This window comes from Streptomyces sp. NPDC022910 (assembly GCF_055561075.1).
The window spans coordinates 226,994-244,758 of the sequence record NZ_JBVHHL010000004.1; the positions used below are offsets into that span (position 1 = coordinate 226,994).

The window sequence follows — 17,765 nt, forward strand, 5'->3', positions numbered from 1 at the left end:
CGCCCCGTGGAGGAGGTGAAGAATGCCGGACAGCGAACAGCTCGGTCACCTGGGGACCGAATCTCCGGAATCGGCTCTTCCAGGCCGTCGGCTGTCGGAACTCGCCGACCAGGCCGCGCGCTGCACCACCGATTGCTGCGGAGCCAGCAGCATGGTCGACGACGGCGGCGTGGACCGGCCCGCCGCGGTCACCCATCCCGACCTCGCCGCACTCGTCGCGGTCCAGCTCCGTTCCGGCGACGGACCCATTCCGGCGGCCCTGCGACACGGAGAACCTGTCGACGCGGCGGACCTGCTGAGGGACGAGCGCTGGCCCGAGTACCGCGCCGTCGCGCTCGACGCCGGCGTACGGGCCAGCGTCACGATCCCCTTCCGCCGCTCCGGGCTGACCGTCACCCTGAGCCTCTACAGCTTCCGGCCCGGCACCCTGGAGGATGCCCCGCACGGTGCCGCCCGGGCGCTCGGCGACCTCGCCGCGAGCTGTATCGTGCGGGACCGCTCCTACCGCGCCGCGCTCACCGAAGTAGACCAGCTCGGCGCGGCCCTGCGGACCCGGCCCGTCGTCGACCAGGCGTGCGGGATCGTGATGCACGTCCTCGACTGCGACGCCGACGCGGCTTTCGGCGTACTGCGCCGCATCTCCCAGAGTGCCAACCGCAAGCTGGCCGACGTCGCCGCGGCCGTGGTGGACAAGCGGGGGCGCGGTCTGGAATGCGAGCTGGGTTCGCTGTCCGGCTGACCCGACGCCTTCGTCACCCGCCCGGCGGTGCCGGTAGCGCGAATGGGGTCCGGCCGCGCGCGGGCCGGGGCCTGGCGGGCTGTCATGGGCTTTCGAGGGCACGGCCGTCGTGCCCCGGAGAAACCGGCCGAAGGAGTCGCCCGCATGCGCCGCAGCGCCCGTGTCCTGTCCGCCGCCGCTCTGGCTGGTGCCGCCCTGGGCTTCGTCGCCGCGCCGGCGTCCGCCGAGCCCTCCGCGGACATCACTCCGCGCTCCGCGGTACCCGGCGGAACGGTCACCGTGTCGGTGTCCTGCGACGCGTTCGGCGGTGCTCTGCCCGACTCCATCGAGGCCACCTCCCAGGGCTTCGAGGGGGGCAGGGTCCGGCTGATCCAAGTCGACGGCAACGGCGCCCGGGCCCGGGACTCGGCCACCGCCCTGTACAGCGGTACGGCCCGGGTTCCGGTCGGCGGCGCCGTCGGCGACGTCGCCGACCTGGCCGGCCGCGACGCGGAGTGGGACGTCGACGGCCGGTGCCCGGTGACGGGCGGCGGTCGCGAGAAGCCGTGGAACGTCTCGTTCACCGTGAACCGCGACGACATCGGGCGTCAGGGGGACGGTCAGGGGCAGCTGCCGGGAAGACTGCCGGCGACGGGCGAGCCCCAGCCGCCCGGGAGGCAGCAGGGCGAGGATCTCCTGCAGCAGCCGGGGAGGCAGCAAGGTGACGGGCGGGTTCAGCAGCCGGGTAACGGGCAGGTTCAGCAGCCGGGGAGGCAGCAGGGCGAGGGTCTGTTGCAGCAGCCGGGGAGGCAGCAAGGTGACGGGCATGGCGAGTACCCAGGCCGGCAACAGGGGGAGCGGGAGCACGGGCCGCAACCTCCCGCCGGGGTCCAGAACGGGGTGCACGCGGGCGAGGGTGGTGCCTTCACCGAGTCCGTGCCGATGCTGGTCGCGGGCGGCTTCCTGATCGCGGGCGCGCTCGGCGCCGCCGTCCACCGGGTGTGCCGGCACGGGGTGACCGGCGGCTGAACCTGTGACCCGGGCAACTCGGGCAGGCGGCCATGACCGGCCGGATCCCGGGGTACTCAGAACTCGGGGGCACCATCGACCTCATAAAGGAACAGGAGTACGAGATAAAGGAACAGGAGTACGAGAACGGACCGCGGCCACGGGTCGAGGGCCTGAGCGAGCCGGAGCCCCGGGGGACCGGCGCACCACGGACTGCGCGGAGGCACGCATGCGGCGCACGGATCCGGAAGGACACGGTCCCGTCCGTTACGGCCCGCCCCTTCCCGACCACGGACTGCCCCTCCTGCCGGGCCTGTCCGCCGCGCTCGCCGGGGCCGCGGACCCCGACGACACCGGCGCCGCCGGCCGTACGTCCGCCCTCCTCGACGCCGCCTGCGGGTACTTCGCGCGGCGCGGACTGGCCGCCGACCCCGACACGGTGGCCTCCGCTCCCGGTGCGCCCGCCCTGCTCGTCGCGGTCACCGCCGCGCTCGGCGGCGACGTGCTGATCCCACGGCCGTGCCCTGCCTGGTGGGCACCCCAGGTTCGCGCGCTCGGACGATCCGTGTTCCACGTGGGCACCCCCGCGGAGTGCGGCGGTGTCCCGGATCCGTACGCCCTCCTGGAGACCGTCCGCAGAATCCGCGCGGAGGGGGGCGACCCGCGCCTGCTCGTGCTGGCGGTCGCCGACGACCCGACCGCCACCGTGGCTCCGCCCGAGGTGATGCACGAGACCGTCGAGGCCGCCGCGGCCGAGGGACTCCACCTGGTGAGCGACGAGACCTGGCGCGACACCGTGCACCGGCCGCACGACACCGTGCTGCTCAGCCCCGCCGAGATGCTCCCCGGACGGGTCACCGTGGTCACCGACCTGGCCGGCCCCTTCCTGCCGCCCGGCTGGCCCGCGGCGGTCGCACGGTTCCCGGCCACCGCCGACGGCGCCGGGCTGCGCGCCCGTGTCCTCGACGTGCTCACCGCGCTCGGCGCCCGCGTCGCCGACCCGGTCGCCGCCGCGGCCGCGTACGCCCTCGACGAACCCGCCGACGTCGCCCACCGCCTGACGGCCGGCACCGCACTGCACGCGCGCGTGGCCGCCGCCGCGCACCAGGCGGTGGTCGCCGCGGGCGCCCTCGCCCGGCCCCCGCAGGCCGGGCGCCACCTCTACGCCGACCTCGGCCCGCTGCGCTCCGCGCTCGGCGCGCACGGCGTCGGCGACGCACAGGAGCTGGAGGACTTCCTCACCGCCCGGCTCGGCATGCCCGCACCCGGCGGCCACCGCTTCGGGGACGACCTGGCGGCCCTGCGCGTTCGCCTGTCCACCGCGCCGTTCCTCGGCACGACCGCCGAGGAACTGGGCCAATGCCTCATCTCGCCCGAGCCGTTGGAACTGCCACACGTGCAACGCGCGTTGATCCTCCTGGGATCGGTCTTCGACGATCTACGCGACGACGCTCAGCGATGGGAGCCTCCTCCATGACGCAGCAGTCCGAGTCGGCCACGAGTACCGTTTCGGCGCACCTGGACACCGGGGAACCCGCGTCCTCGTCCCTGCTGAGCCCGGGTTCCGGGCCGCCGACTCCGTTCCCGCCGCTCGCCGAGCCCCGTCCGCTCGGCGAGCACCGCCTCTGGCCACGCTCCTTCGTGGACCGGCTGACCTCGCCCCTGCCCGGCCTCAAGTCCTTCGCCCGCTTCGCCCGCGAGGGCGCGGTGCGGCCGGGACCCGAAGGCCTCAGGGACATACCGCTGCTGCCGTACGAGCCGGCCCCGGTGCCCCGGGTCGACGCCCGCACGGTGGCCGTCTCCTGGGCGGGGCACGCCAGTTGGGTGGTGCGGATCGGCGGGCTGAGCCTCCTCACCGACCCGGTCTGGTCCCGTCGCATCCTGGGCACACCGACCCGGATCACCCCGGTCGGCATCGCCTGGAACGCTCTGCCGCGCGTGGACGCCGTCGTCATCAGCCACAACCACTACGACCATCTGGACGCCCCGACCCTGCGTCGGCTTCCCGGTGACACCCCGGTGTTCGTACCGGCGGGCCTGGCCCCGTGGTTCCGGCGGCGCCGGTTCACCCGCGTCACCGAGCTGGACTGGTGGGAGGGCGCCGAACTCGGCGGTGTCCGCTTCGACTTCGTCCCCGCCCACCACTGGTCCAAGCGCACCCTGACCGACACCTGCCGTTCGCTGTGGGGCGGCTGGGTGCTGACCGCACCCGACGGACAGCGCGTGTACTTCGCGGGCGACACCGGATACGGCCACTGGTTCGAGCGGATCGGCCGCCGCTACCCCGGGATCGATCTGGCGCTCATGCCGATCGGCGCCTACGACCCGCGGTGGTGGCTCAGCGACGTCCACTGCGACCCGGAGGAGGCGGTCAGGGCGACGGCCGACCTGGGCGCACGGCGGATGGCACCCATGCACTGGGGCACGTTCGTGCTGTCGGCCGAGCCCGTTCTGGAGCCGCTGACGCGGGTGCGGACGGCATGGGAGAAGGCGGGGCTGGCCCGCGAGGACCTGTGGGACCTGCCGGTGGGGGCGTCCCGGGTGCTGGACTGAGCCGGGCCGCCGCTCAGGAGGCGGCGGTCCGGCGCATCCGGCGCCACACGCCGGGCGCCACGCCGATGGCCAGCGTCAGTGCGACCGCCGCCACGACGCCCTCCCACGGCTCCGCGAACAGGGAGCCGCCGAGGATGCCGATCAGCTGGTACGTGGCGGCCCAGGCGAGACAGGCCGGGGCGTCGCCACGGGCGAAGTCGCGCAGCGGCATCCGGGCCAGCAGGCAGGCGAGCATCACCGGGATGCGGCCCGCCGGGACGAGCCGGGAGAGGGTGAGCACCGCGATACCGTGGTCGTTCAGCTTCTCCTGTGCCTGGGTCAGCCGGTCCTCGGGGGCGCGGCCGCGGAGAGTCTCCAGCCAGCGGGATCCGTTCTTGGACCGCAGACCGCGCCGCCCGAGCCAGTACAGCGCGATGTCCCCGAGGAAGGCCGCGAACGCGGCGACGAGGAACACCAGCGCGAGCGAGAAGGGCGCGGTCTGGTGGAAGGCCACGACCGCCGCCGAACTGACCAGCGCGCCCGTCGGTACGACCGGCACGAGCGCACCGATGAGCACCAGCAGGAACAGCGACGGATAGCCGACCACCTGCTGTGTCGACTCCGGGGTCACACCGGTGGCCGCACCGCCGAGGAACATCACCGGGCGACCTCCGGGTGGACGCTCTCGCCGTGGGACAGGAGGTGCACCGCCACATCCGGCGCGTGTTGTGCGGCAAGGCGTACGAACTCGTGGCCGGGCGCGTGGAATTCATGGGGGCGCACGGCGTCCATCCCGATCGGCCAGTACGTGCCGTAGTGCACCGGCACCGCACTGCGCGGCATCAGCCGCGCCAGCGCCTGCGCCGCGCGCCCCGCGTTCAGATGCCCCGGCCCGAGGTACGGCCCCCAGCCGCCGACGGGCAACAGGGCCACGTCGACCGGTCCGACCTCCTCGGCCATCGAGTCGAACAGACCGGTGTCCCCGGCGAAGTACGTCCGTGCGGCGCCCTCGACGACGAACCCGAGGGCGGGACAACGGTGCGGTCCGACCGGCAGCCTGCGCCCGTCGTGCCGCGCCGGCACCACCCGTACGACCAGGTCACCGATGCGCACCCGGTCACCGGGCGCCACTTCTGTGAGCCTGAGATGGCCCAGCCGGCGCAGCCCCGGCACCTGTCCGGGAGCGCCGCGCGGCACCAGCAGCCGGGTGCCCGGGGCCAGCCGGGCCAGCGACGGTACGTGCAGATGGTCGGCGTGCAGATGTGAGACCAGCGCCGCGTCCGCGACGGCCGCCTCGGGAGGCGGCGTGGCCCCGCGCCGCCGCCGCAGATGTGCGAGACGGCGCGCGAACAGGGGATCCGTCAGGACACGTGTTCCGGAGTCCTCGATCGTGCAGGTGGCGTGACCCCACCACGTGATCTCCACCGGCACTCCCTTGCCTCCTTCGTGCGACTCCCCTCGAGCCTACGGGCAGGGGTAGGGTCGGCGGCGAAACCCTGAGGTGAGGGGGACACCATGGGAGATGCGCACGATACCTCCGGCACGCGCGACGCCTCCGGCAGCCGGCCTGCCACGGTACGGGTGACGGCGATCGCCAGCCTGACGCCGCTGGAGGAGCTGGACGCGGACCCCTTCCTCGTCGACTCCCGCAGCCAGCACGCGATGTGCGCGCGCTGGGCGGCGGAGCGGGGGTATGTGGTCACGCGGGAACTGCTTGTCCGGGGCCTGCGCCCCGACCACTGCGCCCTGTGGACGGATGTGGAGGCGGGTCTGGTCGACCTGTTCGTGGCCCCGAGCCGCCGGGTCCTGGAGCGGGCCCTGTCCTCCGTGGAGGAGTTCACTGCGGAGTGCACGCGGCGGGGCGTCCGCGTCGAGACGGTGGGCCGCGCGGAGCCGTCGTACGACGCCCAGATGAAGGCCCGCGTCCACCGCCGACTGTCCATGCCGACGGCGGGCTACGACGGCCGTTGACCTGTCGGCCGGCCCGGTCGGCGCCTCCGTCCGTTTCGGCGGGCCCAGGTCGTTGTGACAAGGTGGGGCGGGTCCTCCAGGATCGCATCGGCCGGGATGTGAGGTGAGCGGGGCGTGGGTCAGGAGCGCTGGCGGATACTGATCAGCGGTGTGGGGCGGAGCATCGCCGTGTGGGCCGCGTCCACCGCCACCATGCTCGTCCTCGCCGGGGTCCTCCCCGACTTCCGGCTGGAGTCCGCGGCCGGTGACAGCCTCACCCGCATCGCTCTGACCGCCGCGGCCGGCGCCGGCGTCTTCGGTCTGCTGTCCTCCCTCGTGTGGCCCCTGCTCGTCCGGTTGCTGCTGCTCGTGCCCGCCCTCGTTCTCGGGCTGCTGGTCTTCTTCCTCAACGGATCCCTGCTGCTGCTCGCCCTCCGCATCAACCCCTCCGGCCAGGGCGAGGCCGCCCCCGAGACCGCCGTCGTGGTCGCCGCGGTGATGTCCGCCGTCGCCTCGGCCACCGGCGGCGCCCTCGCCGTACGGGACGACGACGCATACCGCAGACGGCTGTACCGGCTCGCCGACCGGCGGCGCAGACGCGAGGGGCGGGCCGGACCCGGCACTCCGGCCGCCCTGTTCATCCAGCTCGACGGCGTCGGGCACGACGTGCTCCGGGCGGCCGTGGACAAGGGGCTCATGCCGACCGTCGCCTCCTGGCTGGGCCCCCGCGACGGCCGGGCACCCACCCACCGGCTCACCTGCTGGCGCACCGACTGGTCGAGCCAGACCGGCGCCAGCCAGCTCGGCATCCTGCACGGCTCCAACCACGACATTCCGGCCTTCCGGTGGTACGAGAAGGAGCACCGCGAGGTCATGGTCTGCAACCGGCCGTCGAGCGCCGCCGAACTCCAGCGCCGGGCCATCGAACGGACCGGCGACGGCGGACTGCTCACCGTCGACGGCGCGAGCCGCGGCAACCTCTTCAGCGGCGGTGCCGACGAGGTCGCCCTCGTGCTGTCCGTCGCCGTGCGCAGGGGCCGGGAGAACCGGTCCCGGGCCGGGTACTTCGCGTACTTCAGCGATCCGGCGAACGCCGTGCGCACCGCCCTGTCGTTCCTCGCCGAGGTCGGCCGCGAGATCGCCCAGTCCACCCGGGCCCGCCTCACCCAGCAGCGGCCCCGGGTCAAGCGCGGCGGCCTGTACCCCTTCGTCCGTGCCTTCGCCACCGTCGTGGAGCGTGACGTCGTCGTCGCCGCGGTGATCGGAGACATGCTCGCCGGACGCAACGCGGTCTACGCGGACCTGGTGGCCTACGACGAGGTGGCGCACCACTCCGGCCCGCACAGCCGCGACGCCGAGAAGGTCCTGCAGAGACTGGACCGCTCGCTCGCGCTTCTGGCGCACGCGGCCGAGCACGCCCCGCGCCCGTACCGGATCGTCGTGCTGTCCGACCACGGACAGAGCCCGGGCGAGACCTTCCGGACCCGCTATGGGCTCAGCCTCGGCAATCTGGTGCGGGCAGGCTGCGGACTGCCCGTGCCGCGCAAGGTGGAGGGCACCCACAGCGGTGCCGAGGCGCGCGCGGCGGTGCGGGCCGCCCTGCGCAGGCCGGTCGAGGAGGGCGGCGAGGAGCACCTGCCCGCCCGGCGCCGCAACGAGCCCGTCGTGCTCGCCTCCGGCAACCTCGGACTCGTCTCCTTCCCCGACGTGCCGCACCGGATGACCAAGGAGGAGATCGACCGCCGCCACCCCGCTCTGCTGTCGACGCTCGCCAATCACCCCGGCATCGGCTTCGTCCTCGTACGGAGCGAGGAGCACGGCGGGGTGGTACTGGGGGCGCACGGCGCCCAGGTCCCGGTCGACCTGCTCGCCGACGGAGGTGGCCCGCTCGCCGGCTTCGGCCCCGGCGCCGCCGACGCCGTACGTCGCACGCACTCCTTCCCGCACACCGCCGACATCATGGTCAACTCCTGGTACGACCCGGCCGAGGGCGAAGTCCTCGCGTTCGAGGAGCAGATCGGCTCGCACGGCGGACTCGGCGGCGCCCAGGGGCGGCCGTTCCTGCTCGCACCGGTGGCGCTGTCCGCCCCCGGCGAGGACGGTGCCGAACTCGTCGGCGCCGAGCGGCTCCACCGTGTCTTCCGTCGCTGGCTGCGCGAGTGCAACGGTCCCCAAGTGCCGCTGACCGCCCGCGAGGACGAGAACGAGGACGAACGCGCCGCCTGACCGGGAGGATCTCGGCGGCGGTACCCGCAGGAAGGCCATGTGAGGGCCGCAACCGTCGATCGATCCCGGACGGCGCCCGCATGCCGTTCACCGCGCGCGGGCCGGTGTTCCGGGTTCGGTGAGCCCAGGGCGGTCAATGGCGCGGTGCGACGGGTGCGTCGGGTTCAGGTGTGATCGGATGGGGTGACTTGACCCGGCAACGGGACCACACCGAAAGGAAGAACCGTGGCAACCACGCGCACCGCACACACCGTCTGGGAAGGCAACCTGCTCGAGGGCAACGGCGTCGTCACCTTCGACTCCTCCGGCATCGGCCAGCAGCCGGTGTCGTGGCCGTCGCGAGCCGAGAAGGCGAACGGCAAGACCAGCCCCGAGGAGCTGATCGCCGCCGCCCATTCCAGCTGCTTCTCCATGGCGCTGTCGCACGGTCTGACCGGCGCCGGCACCCCGCCCACCAAGCTCGAGACGAAGGCCGACGTCACCTTCCAGCCGGGTGAGGGCATCACGGGCATCCACCTCACCGTCGAGGGCACGGTTCCCGGCATCGACAACGACGCGTTCGTCGCCGCTGCCGAGGACGCCAAGAAGAACTGCCCGGTCAGCCAGGCTCTGTCCGGTACGACGATCACTCTGGATGCCAAGCTCGCCTGACGCACTCATGTCCGAAGGTGCCGCGCCGCCGTGAGGGGGCGCGGCATCGCCGTTTCCGGGGTATGTGCCAAGGGCCGAAGGGTACCCGCTCCGAGTCGAGGGCATTGACAAGGGGCCACTCAAGTTTTGTGATGGAGTGCAGGAAGCGCCCTGGCGGAAGGGGACAGCGATGGCACGTGCGGTCGGGATCGATCTCGGTACGACGAACTCGGTGGTGGCCGTTCTGGAGGGTGGTGAGCCCACCGTCGTCGCCAACGCCGAGGGGGCGCGAACCACTCCGTCGGTGGTGGCCTTCGCCAAGAACGGCGAGGTGCTGGTCGGTGAGGTCGCCAAGCGGCAGGCCGTGACGAACGTCGAGCGCACCGCGCGCTCGGTGAAACGGCACATGGGCGACACGAACTGGCACTTCCCGGAGACAGGGTCCGTCGACGGCACCCGCTACCGGGCGCAGGAGCTGTCCGCCCGCGTCCTGCAGAAGCTCAAGCGGGACGCGGAGGCCTATCTGGGTGAGGACGTCACCGACGCCGTGGTCACCGTGCCCGCCTACTTCGACGACGCCCAGCGGCAGGCGACCAAGGAGGCCGGGGAGATCGCGGGGCTGAAGGTCCTGCGGATCATCAACGAGCCGACGGCTGCGGCCCTGGCATACGGGCTCGACCGCGGCGAGGAGCAGACGGTCCTCGTCTTCGACCTCGGCGGCGGCACCTTCGACGTCTCCCTCCTGGAGATCGGTGACGGCGTCATCGAGGTCAAGGCCACCAACGGCGACACCCACCTCGGCGGCGACGACTGGGACCAGCGGATCGTCGACCACCTCGTCAAGCGCTTCAAGGGGCAGTACGGCATCGACCTCGGCGCCGACAAGATGGCGCTGCAACGACTGCGCGAGGCCGCCGAGAAGGCCAAGATCGAGCTGTCGAGTTCCACCGAGACGACCGTCAACCTCCCCTACATCACCGCCTCCGCCGAGGGCCCGTTGCACCTCGAGGAGGGGCTGACACGAGCTCAGTTCCAGGAGCTGACGGCCGATCTCCTCGACCGCTGCCGGACCCCGTTCCACCAGGCGGTCAAGGACGCGGGCGTGAAGCTGTCCGCGATCGACCACGTCATCCTCGTCGGCGGCTCCACCCGCATGCCCGCCGTCACCGAACTGGTGAGGGAACTCACCGGAAAGGACCCGCACAAGGGAGTCAACCCGGACGAGGTCGTGGCCGTCGGCGCGGCACTCCAGGCCGGTGTCATCCGCGGCGACGTCAAGGACGTACTGCTGCTCGATGTGACCCCGCTGTCCCTCGGCATCGAGACCAAGGGCGGCATCATGACCAAGCTCATCGAACGCAACACGACCATTCCCACGCGGCGTTCGGAGATCTTCACCACCGCGGAGGACAACCAGCCATCGGTCGGCATCCAGGTCTACCAGGGTGAGCGCGACATCGCCGCGTACAACAAGAAGCTCGGCGTCTTCGACCTGACCGGGCTGCCGCCCGCGCCGCGCGGAGTACCGCAGATCGAGGTGGCCTTCGACATCGACGCCAACGGGATCATGCACGTCTCCGCGAAGGACCTGGCGACGGGCCGGGAGCAGAAGATGACGGTGACCGGCGGCTCCGCGCTCCCCAAGGACGAGATCGACCGGATGATGCGGGACGCGGAGCAGTACGCCGAGGAGGACAGCAAACGCCGGGAGACGGCCGAGACGCGCAACCAGGCCGAGCAACTCGTGTACCAGACCGAGAAGTTCGTACGGGAGAACGAGGAGCGCATCCCGGCCGGGACGAAGGACGAGGTGACGGCCGCGGTCACCGAGCTGAAGGGCCTGCTGAAGGACGAGGCCGACACGGCGGCGCTGCGGGCCGGGACCGAGAAGCTCGCCACCGTCAGCCAGAAGATGGGGCAGGCGATGTACGCGCAGTCCCAGCCGTCCGGCTCCGGCGCCTCCGGAGACGAACACGGCGCTCCCGAGGACGAGTCGGTGGTGGACGCGGAGATCGTCGACGACGACAGGGAGGCCAAGGGCGGGACCGCCTGAGAGGGAGTCAGGGCTTGCGCGCGACTCCCGCGTACACCGGCACGATGCCCTCCGCCTGGGCCGCCACATCCTCCGGTTCCGGCCGCCAGCCGGAGACGGGGATCACTCCGGGGCCGAGCAGCTCCAGGCCGTCGAAGAAGCGTGAGAACTCGGCGAGGGAGCGGGGGAAGAAGGGTGTGCCGCTCTGCCGGAACAGGCCGGCGGCCCGCTCGACTGCCCGGTGGTGATGCGGATGCTCCTGGAAGGGGGCGGGTGAGGTGGGTGAGGGAAGGGGACGGCGTCGGGTCAGAAGGCGTCGCGGTACTCCTGGAGGATCTTCCTCGTGTGCTGGGCGGAGGCCGCCTTCGCCGACATGTGGTCCAGGACCTCCAGGTGCATGGCCACCTCGGCGCGCGAGTCGAGATAGAGGGCGCCGGTCAGATACTCGCTGTACACCATGTCGGGCAACTCCGGCTCACCGAAGCGGAACAGCACGAACGGCGTGTACGTCCCCGGGTGCGGACCGGAGGCGTACTCGGCGACCTGCAGCGTGATCCGCGGGTTCTCGGTGACCTCGATCAGCCGGTCGAGCTGCTCACGCATCACCTGGGAACGGACACTGACCGGGCGCCGCAGCACCGTCTCGTCCATGATCACCCAGAAGTGCGGCGCGTCCTCCCGGCTGAGCACCTCCTGTCGGGCGAGGCGCAGTGCCACATGACGCTCGATGTCCTGGGGGCGGACCTGCCCCACGGTACCCGCCTCCAGCACGGCACGCGCGTAGTCCTCGGTCTGCAGCAGTCCGGGCACGAAGTGCGGCTCGTACGAGCGGATGATGCGCGCGGCGCCCTCCAGACTGACGTGCAGGCTGAACCAGTCGGGCAGCACGTCGTGGTAACGCTGCCACCAGCCGGGCTCATTGGCCTCCTCGGCAAGCCGGACGAAGGCGGTGACCTCCTCGTGGGGCACGCCGTACGTGGTGAGCAGCACCTGCACGTACGGGATTTTCAGCGCGACCTCGGCGGTCTCTATGCGCCGCACGGTCGCCGGAGCGACACGCAGCACCCGCGCCGCCTCCTCGCGTTTCAGCCCGGCGGCCTCCCGCAACTCCTGCAGCCGTCGCCCGAGCACCACCTGTCCCACGGTGGGTGCGACCCGCCGCTCACTCACGCCACGCCTCCCCTACGCGCCGAAGTATGCGAGCAGTGTGGCATGTTCGAGTGGAAGTCGTACGGGATCAGCCGTAAGACATTGACGACAGGTCAGCTACCCGGCGACTGAAGGTGCTTGACCGTCGCAGGGTCCGCCGGGAGGAACGTCTCGATCGCCAGCTCCGCGACTGTCACATCCATAGGGGTGTTGAAGGTGGAGATGGACGAGATGAAGGACAGCACCCTGCCGTCGTGTTCGATCTGCATCGGGAGCGCGAAAGGAGGAACGGGCCCACCCGGTTCGGGTTCCGTCCGGTCCGGGACCGGATACGCCGCCACCTCCGTGTACAGCGCCCGCAGGGCTTCCGAACGCTGCAGGGCGATCTGCCGGTCCATCTGGGCCAGCAGATGGTCCCGCCACTCGCGCAGATTGCGGATACGCGGAGCCAGCCCCTCCGGATGCAGCGTGAGGCGCATCGCGTTCAGTGGCGGGTCGAGCAGCCGCTGCGGGACCCCCTCCAGAAGCATCGTGATGCCCCGGTTCGCCGCCACCACGTCGTACTTCGCGTCCACCACCAGCGCCGGGTACGGCTCATAACCCTGGATCAGCCGCTCCACACCCGCGCGCAGCGCCTCCATCGACGGGTCGTCCAACGGCGTCTCCGGGTAGCGCGGGGCGTAACCGGCGGCCACCAGCAGCACGTTGCGCTCGCGCACCGGGACGTCCAGGTGCTCGGCGAGCCGCAGCACCATCTCCTCGCTGGGCCGCGACCGGCCCGTCTCGATGAAACTGATGTGCCGCGCCGAAGAGTCGGCCCGCAGCGCCAACTCCAGCTGGCTGACCCGCCGCCGCTCCCGCCAACCGCGCAGCAGTGGACCGATGCCCCGGTCGGAAGGGGCCGGTGAGGAAGCGGAGGCGCCGGACGGGACAATGGTCATAAGACGACCGTAGTCGAGGATGGTGCATGTACGACGGGTGCCTCCTCGGGGGCGCCATAGGTGACGCCCTCGGGTATCCGATCGAGTTCGCCTCCCTCGACCGTATCCGTGCCGCGCACGGTGCGAACGGCGTCACCGGTCTCGTCCCCGGCGGCGGAGGCGCCGTGGGACGCGTCACCGACGACACGCAGATGACGCTGTTCACGGTGGAGGGGCTCCAGCGGGCGCACGAGCGCGAGGGCCCGGACAGTCCGGACGCCGAGGGCGCGGCCGCGCGTACGGCGCCGTACGGAGGGGATGTGACAGGGTGGGGCGAAGCCCACGTCGTACGGAAGGAGCCAGGTCATGCCCGTCGAACCGCTGTCGCAGAAGGAGATCGAGGACCGGCTGGCGGAGCTGCCCGGCTGGTCGCTGGACGGCGACCGGATCGCCCGCTCCTACCGGCTCGGCTCGCACTTCGCGGCGACCGCGATGGTCGTGCACATCGCCCAGGTGCAGGAGGAACTCGACCACCACTCCGACCTCACCCTCGGCTACAACACCGTCTCCCTCACGGTGAACACGCACAGCGTGGGCGGCGCGGTCACGGAGCTCGATCTCGAACTGGCCCGCCGCGTCGAGGAACTGGCGTCCGGGCACGGCGCGCACTGAGCGGAGGGCACCCATGCTCGACTACGAGAGTGAGGCGGAGGAGTACGACGCCACCCGCGGGGGCGAACCCCGGGCCGCGGCGGCGGCCGACGCCGTGCTCGGTCTGATACCCGAGGGCGCTGTCCGGCTGCTCGACGTGGCCTGCGGCACGGGGATCGTGACCCGGCGGCTCGCGGCCGGGCGGCCCGGGCTGCGGGTGACGGGCGCGGACCTGGCGTTCGGGATGGCCCGCCGGGCCGCAGCCCGGCTGCCCGGCGCCGTCGTCCTCGCCGACAGCCGTCGGCTGCCGTTCGGCGACGGGACGTTCGACGCGGTCGCGAGCATATGGCTGCTGCATCTCGTGGACGGGCCTCAGGACGTGCGGGCCGTACTGGCCGAGTGCGCCCGGGTACTGCGGCCCGGCGGTGTGTACGTCACCACCGTCGACAAGGCCGCCGCCCACGACGTGGGCAGTGACATCGACGCCGTCCTCGCCCGGCGCCCGCGCCGCCCGTCCCGCGATGAGTCGGAGGCGGTCGCGGCGCACGCCGCCGCGTGCGGCCTGGTGCCTGCCGGGCAGGCCCGTTTCCCCGGTGCCGGTCAGGGCCGCAGCCCCCGCGGCGCGGCGGCGGACCTGCGGCGCGGCTGGTTCACCACGCTGACGCCCGGCGATCCGCTCGGCGAGCGGATCGCCGGGCGCCTTGCGGCACTGCCGGACCAGGACCGCCCGCGCCCCGACCCGGTGTTCACTCTGCGGGCGTTCCGCAAGGACTGAGCGGGCTCAGTCGGGCCGGCTGAACTCCATGATCCAGTTGGTCACCCAGGTCTCCCCGCCGTCCACCGAGAACGCCTGCTCCCAGTGGGCCGCGCGCTCGGAGACCCCCGACCACACGAACCGCACGCGCACGTCCTTGCCGTCGTGTGTGTCGTCACCGTAGAACTCGCCCCGGTCGCCCTCGAACCGGCCGATCACCGGCGGGAACAGCTTCCCGCTGCTGCTGGAGGACCAGTTCAGGGACCACTGCCCGGTCTCCCGGTCGAAGAGCCGCAGGGTCAGACCCTTCGATCCGAGGTGGGGCATGTCGATCTCGTCGATGTTCGCGGCCCCGTCGAAGAGCTGCCAGCAGCGGTGCGTGGCCGGGAACTCCTCCCATGCGCTGTCGGGGTCGAGGAAGTCGGTGCGGCGGCGGTTGAGGACGTGCCACTCGCCGGGGAAGAAGTCGAAATCGTGCGGGCTGCTCATCAGCGGTCTCCTGTCGTGCCCTCGGGCAGGGAGTCGGTCAAGTAGGCCTGGAGATCTGGGACTTCGGGGGCGAGCAGATGCCGTACCCAGGCATCCCGCTCGTGCAGGACCGGCGGCAGCTCCCAGACGCAGCCGATCCAGGGCCGGTCGGGAAGGACGAAGTGGGCCGGGTCGCGGTCCGGGCAGCCGAGCACCGGCTGGCCCGCCGCGGCGTTCCGGTAGTGCAGGACGTTGTCCCACACCCAGCTGTACGCGTTCAGATAGGCGCCGTCGTCACCGCCCCGGTGCAGTACGACGAACGTCGCGGGCGGCGTTCCGTCCGGTTCCGGCAGCAGCTCGGGCAGAAGCGCATAGGCCGCCCGCTCGACGTCCGGTGCGATGCCGGCAGGGTCGGCGGTGACGTGGTAGCGCTTGATCCACCGTCCCGCCACCTTCATCGGTGGCGGGACGGTGAGGAGTTTCTCCGTGAAGGCCATGACGAGACGCTAGAGCCGGTCTCCTGACATCCTGTGTCGGTGAAGTCCAGCCGGCTCGTCTCCATCCTTCTGCTGCTCCAGACCCGCGGCCGGATGACCGCCGCCCAGCTCGCCGAGGAGCTGGAGGTCTCCGTGCGCACGGTCTACCGGGACGCCGAGGCGCTGCACGCGGCGGGCGTCCCGCTGTACGGCGACGCCGGACACGCGGGCGGCTACCGGCTCCTCGACGGATACCGCACCCGACTCACCGGCTTGACCACGGGCGAGGCCGAGGCCCTGTTCCTATCCGGCGCCCCCGGCCCGGCCGCCGAGCTGGGCCTCGGCCCGCTCCTGGCCGCCGCCCGGCTCAAGGTCCGCGCCGCGCTCCCGCCTGAGCTGCGTGCCCACGCCGACCGGATCAGCAGCCGCTTCCACCTGGACGCCCCCGGCTGGTACACGGACTCCGACGAGGCCCCCCACCTTCCTGCCGTCGCGGAAGCCGTCTGGAACAGCCGGGTGCTGCACGTCCTGTACCGCCGCTGGCGCGAACCCACCGACGTGGAGCGGCGCCTGGAACCGTACGGACTCGTACTGAAGGCCGGCCGCTGGTACGTCGTCGCCGGACCGGGGCCGCGCACCTTCCGTGTCGACCAGATCCTGGAACTCAGCACGTCCGACGAGGAGTTCAGCCGCCCCGAGGACTTCGACCTGGGCGCCTACTGGTCGGCGTACCAGCGCGACTTCCATGACCGGCTGCACCGGGGCGAGGCGGTCGTCCGGCTCGCCCCGGGGACCCGGACAAGCGGTGCCCTGGCGCGTGCGGTTGCCTCCAACGGACGGACGGATGAGGGAGGTTGGACGGTGACCACGGTCCCGATCGAGTCCGTGGAACACGCCCACGACGAGTTCCTGCGCCTGGGAGCGGCGATCGAGGTCCTTCGGCCGCCCGAACTGCGCGGGCGGATCGCGGCGACGGTGACCGCGCTGGCACGCACCTACGCGTAGCAAGCACTCGTCGGGAGCGCGAGGTCGCCGCGGCAGAACCCGTGTCCTCCCGCGAGCCCACCCGTCAGGCGGAGACGGCCTTCGCCCAGCCCCGGTCGACCGTCTCCGTCGCCTTCTCCAGTTGTGCGTCGGTCGGGAACGGCGGCATTCCCTCGACCGTCGGCAGCCGTGCGGCGGCGGCCTCGTCGAGGGTGCCGTCCCGCTTCATGACGTCCATGAGCACCGGGCGGGCATAGCCGTGGAGCCGGAGGTTCTGGCCCTCGGTGCTGAAGAGGTACTCCTGCCAGAGGCGGGCGGCCGCCGGGTGCGGCGCGTTCTTGTTGATCGCCTGCGCGTAGTACTGGGCGAAGGTGCCGTCGAAGGGGATCGCGACGTGCCAGTTCACACCCTTGTCGCGGAGCCGGTCGGCATAGCCGAGATTGAGGTAGTCCCAGTTGATGCTGATGGGCGTCCGACCGTCCTCGACCGCCGCGGAGGTGGACTCCAGGGGGTTGAAGTTGCCCCTCTTCTTGAGTTCGGCGAAGAAGTCGAGGCCGGGCCGGATGTCGTCGAACGACCCGTTGTTCGCCAGCGCGGCCGCGTAGACGGCGGAGAAGGCGGAGTTGGCCCGGGTCGGGTCGCCCTCGAGCGCGACCCTGCCCTGATGACGGGGCTTCAGCAGGTCCGCGAAGGTCTGGGGACAGAGCTTGACGCGGTTGGCGTCGCAGCCGATGGAGATGAAACCCCCGTAGTTGTTGTACCAGCGGGCGTCCGGGTCCTTCTGGGTGCCGGGGATGGAGTCGTACGCGGCGACCTTGTACGGCGCGAGCAGGTTCAGCCTCGCCCCCATCCGTGCGAACGTATCGCCCACATCGATCACGTCGGGGGCCGTCGGCCGTTTCCCGCTCTTCCTCAGGGCGTCGATCTCGTCCTCGCTGTGGGCGTCGGGACTGTCGACCGTGACCTTGATCCCGTACTTCTTCTCGAAGCCGTCGATGAGTCCGCCGTAGTTGGCCCAGTCACGCGGAAGCGCGATCGCTCGGAGCGCACCTTCCCGTTTCGCTGCGGCGACCAGCGTGCCCATGCCACCCATGTTCTCGGCGGAGGTGGCCACCGACGGCTCCTCGGGCCGGGCGGGCGGTGATTTCTCGCAGGCACTCAGGCCCAGTGCCACGAGGGCGAGGCAGCCGAGCGCGGCCGCTGCTCGGGCACGGGGTGCGGTCACGACGGCTCCAGAGGGTGGGATGTGCAAGGAGGGCTCTCATGG

General features: G+C 72.0%; 18 protein-coding genes and 2 pseudogenes. 12 read left to right on the plus strand and 8 right to left on the minus strand.

Going from position 1 to position 17,765, the window contains the following annotated elements:
- Positions 1–22: 22 nt before the first annotated feature.
- From ACZ3TS_RS05920 to ACZ3TS_RS05935, 4 genes are all read left to right on the plus strand, one after another.
- On the plus strand, positions 23–739 hold the full coding sequence (locus ACZ3TS_RS05920) for an ANTAR domain-containing response regulator (RefSeq protein WP_467613991.1): 717 nt from the start codon (positions 23–25) through the stop codon (positions 737–739).
- 144 nt (positions 740–883) lie between these two features.
- Positions 884–1,747 (plus strand): hypothetical protein, encoded by an 864-nt coding sequence (locus ACZ3TS_RS05925; protein WP_467613993.1) that lies wholly within the window; start codon positions 884–886, stop codon positions 1,745–1,747.
- Between the two features lie 208 nt (positions 1,748–1,955).
- Entirely contained in the window at positions 1,956–3,203 is a 1,248-nt protein-coding gene (locus ACZ3TS_RS05930) for an aminotransferase class I/II-fold pyridoxal phosphate-dependent enzyme (protein WP_467613995.1), read from the plus strand.
- Positions 3,200–4,279 (plus strand): MBL fold metallo-hydrolase, encoded by a 1,080-nt coding sequence (locus ACZ3TS_RS05935; protein WP_467613997.1) that lies wholly within the window; start codon positions 3,200–3,202, stop codon positions 4,277–4,279. The genes ACZ3TS_RS05930 and ACZ3TS_RS05935 overlap by 4 nt, the downstream gene beginning before the upstream one ends.
- Positions 4,280–4,292: 13 nt before the next feature.
- Here the strand turns inward: ACZ3TS_RS05935 and ACZ3TS_RS05940 are convergent, their stop codons facing one another.
- On the minus strand, positions 4,293–4,916 hold the full coding sequence (locus tag ACZ3TS_RS05940) for a DedA family protein (protein WP_467614116.1): 624 nt from the start codon (positions 4,914–4,916) through the stop codon (positions 4,293–4,295).
- Entirely contained in the window at positions 4,916–5,689 is a 774-nt protein-coding gene (locus tag ACZ3TS_RS05945) for an MBL fold metallo-hydrolase (protein ID WP_467613999.1), read from the minus strand. Before ACZ3TS_RS05945 ends, ACZ3TS_RS05940 begins: the two co-directional genes overlap by 1 nt.
- 84 nt (positions 5,690–5,773) lie before the next feature.
- Between ACZ3TS_RS05945 and ACZ3TS_RS05950 the strand changes: the two genes are divergently transcribed.
- The 4 genes from ACZ3TS_RS05950 (at position 5,774) to dnaK (ending at position 11,117) form a co-directional block, all read left to right on the plus strand.
- Positions 5,774–6,229: a hypothetical protein gene (locus tag ACZ3TS_RS05950; protein ID WP_467614000.1), complete on the plus strand. Its 456-nt coding sequence runs from the start codon at positions 5,774–5,776 to the stop codon at positions 6,227–6,229.
- Positions 6,230–6,343: 114 nt separating this feature from the next.
- A complete protein-coding gene (locus tag ACZ3TS_RS05955) occupies positions 6,344–8,434 on the plus strand; it encodes an alkaline phosphatase family protein (RefSeq protein WP_467614002.1) in 2,091 nt (696 codons plus the stop codon).
- Between the two features lie 225 nt (positions 8,435–8,659).
- Positions 8,660–9,085 carry an OsmC family protein gene (locus ACZ3TS_RS05960; protein ID WP_467614004.1) on the plus strand — a complete coding sequence of 142 codons (426 nt, stop codon included), beginning with the start codon at positions 8,660–8,662 and terminating at the stop codon, positions 9,083–9,085.
- Positions 9,086–9,254: 169 nt separating this feature from the next.
- Entirely contained in the window at positions 9,255–11,117 is a 1,863-nt protein-coding gene (gene dnaK / locus ACZ3TS_RS05965) for a molecular chaperone DnaK (protein ID WP_467614005.1), read from the plus strand.
- Between the two features lie 7 nt (positions 11,118–11,124).
- Here dnaK and ACZ3TS_RS05970 read toward each other — a convergent pair.
- From ACZ3TS_RS05970 to ACZ3TS_RS05980, 3 genes and pseudogenes are all read right to left on the minus strand, one after another.
- Positions 11,125–11,334, minus strand: a pseudogene (locus ACZ3TS_RS05970) (SAM-dependent methyltransferase); the annotation flags it as partial.
- Positions 11,335–11,402: 68 nt separating this feature from the next.
- A complete protein-coding gene (locus tag ACZ3TS_RS05975; RefSeq protein WP_467614007.1) occupies positions 11,403–12,266 on the minus strand; it encodes a helix-turn-helix domain-containing protein in 864 nt (287 codons plus the stop codon).
- Positions 12,267–12,358: 92 nt separating this feature from the next.
- Positions 12,359–13,186: a helix-turn-helix domain-containing protein gene (locus tag ACZ3TS_RS05980; protein ID WP_467614008.1), complete on the minus strand. Its 828-nt coding sequence runs from the start codon at positions 13,184–13,186 to the stop codon at positions 12,359–12,361.
- A 26-nt stretch (positions 13,187–13,212) separates the two neighbouring features.
- On the opposite strand from ACZ3TS_RS05980, the pseudogene ACZ3TS_RS05985 reads away from it, so the two are divergent.
- The 3 genes and pseudogenes from ACZ3TS_RS05985 to ACZ3TS_RS05995 form a co-directional block, all read left to right on the plus strand.
- Positions 13,213–13,422 (plus strand): annotated as a pseudogene (locus ACZ3TS_RS05985) (ADP-ribosylglycohydrolase family protein); the annotation flags it as partial.
- A 109-nt stretch (positions 13,423–13,531) separates the two neighbouring features.
- On the plus strand, positions 13,532–13,837 hold the full coding sequence (locus ACZ3TS_RS05990; protein ID WP_467614009.1) for a 4a-hydroxytetrahydrobiopterin dehydratase: 306 nt from the start codon (positions 13,532–13,534) through the stop codon (positions 13,835–13,837).
- A gap of 13 nt (positions 13,838–13,850) precedes the next feature.
- Complete coding sequence (locus ACZ3TS_RS05995; RefSeq protein WP_467614011.1) at positions 13,851–14,591, plus strand: class I SAM-dependent methyltransferase; 741 nt, start codon at positions 13,851–13,853, stop codon at positions 14,589–14,591.
- A 6-nt stretch (positions 14,592–14,597) separates the two neighbouring features.
- On the opposite strand, the gene ACZ3TS_RS06000 is transcribed toward ACZ3TS_RS05995, so the two are convergent.
- Both ACZ3TS_RS06000 and ACZ3TS_RS06005 read right to left on the minus strand, forming a co-directional pair.
- A complete protein-coding gene (locus ACZ3TS_RS06000) occupies positions 14,598–15,059 on the minus strand; it encodes a hypothetical protein (RefSeq protein WP_467614012.1) in 462 nt (153 codons plus the stop codon).
- Positions 15,059–15,535 (minus strand): hypothetical protein, encoded by a 477-nt coding sequence (locus ACZ3TS_RS06005; protein ID WP_467614014.1) that lies wholly within the window; start codon positions 15,533–15,535, stop codon positions 15,059–15,061. Before ACZ3TS_RS06005 ends, ACZ3TS_RS06000 begins: the two co-directional genes overlap by 1 nt.
- Before the next feature lie 39 nt (positions 15,536–15,574).
- Here ACZ3TS_RS06005 and ACZ3TS_RS06010 point away from each other — a divergent pair, with 39 nt between their 5' ends.
- Positions 15,575–16,519, plus strand: a complete 945-nt coding sequence (locus tag ACZ3TS_RS06010) for a helix-turn-helix transcriptional regulator (RefSeq protein WP_467614015.1) — start codon at positions 15,575–15,577, stop codon at positions 16,517–16,519.
- A gap of 64 nt (positions 16,520–16,583) precedes the next feature.
- Here the strand turns inward: ACZ3TS_RS06010 and ACZ3TS_RS06015 are convergent, their stop codons facing one another.
- The gene (locus tag ACZ3TS_RS06015; RefSeq protein WP_467614017.1) at positions 16,584–17,723 is read right to left on the minus strand and encodes an ABC transporter substrate-binding protein; all 1,140 of its coding nucleotides are present in this window, start codon (positions 17,721–17,723) and stop codon (positions 16,584–16,586) included.
- Between the last annotated feature and the right edge of the window lie 42 nt (positions 17,724–17,765).

Excerpts from the sequence above, each read along its gene's own strand:
- ACZ3TS_RS05990 (WP_467614009.1), top strand. The coding sequence starts at position 13,532 with ATGCCCGTCGAACCGCTGTCGCAGAAGGAGATCGAGGACCGGCTGGCG.
- ACZ3TS_RS05980 (WP_467614008.1), bottom strand. The coding sequence starts at position 13,186 with ATGACCATTGTCCCGTCCGGCGCCTCCGCTTCCTCACCGGCCCCTTCC.
- ACZ3TS_RS05935 (WP_467613997.1), top strand. The coding sequence starts at position 3,200 with ATGACGCAGCAGTCCGAGTCGGCCACGAGTACCGTTTCGGCGCACCTG.
- ACZ3TS_RS05925 (WP_467613993.1), top strand. The coding sequence starts at position 884 with ATGCGCCGCAGCGCCCGTGTCCTGTCCGCCGCCGCTCTGGCTGGTGCC.
- dnaK (WP_467614005.1), top strand. The coding sequence starts at position 9,255 with ATGGCACGTGCGGTCGGGATCGATCTCGGTACGACGAACTCGGTGGTG.
- ACZ3TS_RS06000 (WP_467614012.1), bottom strand. The coding sequence starts at position 15,059 with ATGAGCAGCCCGCACGATTTCGACTTCTTCCCCGGCGAGTGGCACGTC.
- ACZ3TS_RS05950 (WP_467614000.1), top strand. The coding sequence starts at position 5,774 with ATGGGAGATGCGCACGATACCTCCGGCACGCGCGACGCCTCCGGCAGC.
- ACZ3TS_RS06005 (WP_467614014.1), bottom strand. The coding sequence starts at position 15,535 with ATGGCCTTCACGGAGAAACTCCTCACCGTCCCGCCACCGATGAAGGTG.
- ACZ3TS_RS05995 (WP_467614011.1), top strand. The coding sequence starts at position 13,851 with ATGCTCGACTACGAGAGTGAGGCGGAGGAGTACGACGCCACCCGCGGG.
- ACZ3TS_RS05930 (WP_467613995.1), top strand. The coding sequence starts at position 1,956 with ATGCGGCGCACGGATCCGGAAGGACACGGTCCCGTCCGTTACGGCCCG.
- ACZ3TS_RS05920 (WP_467613991.1), top strand. The coding sequence starts at position 23 with ATGCCGGACAGCGAACAGCTCGGTCACCTGGGGACCGAATCTCCGGAA.
- ACZ3TS_RS05940 (WP_467614116.1), bottom strand. The coding sequence starts at position 4,916 with ATGTTCCTCGGCGGTGCGGCCACCGGTGTGACCCCGGAGTCGACACAG.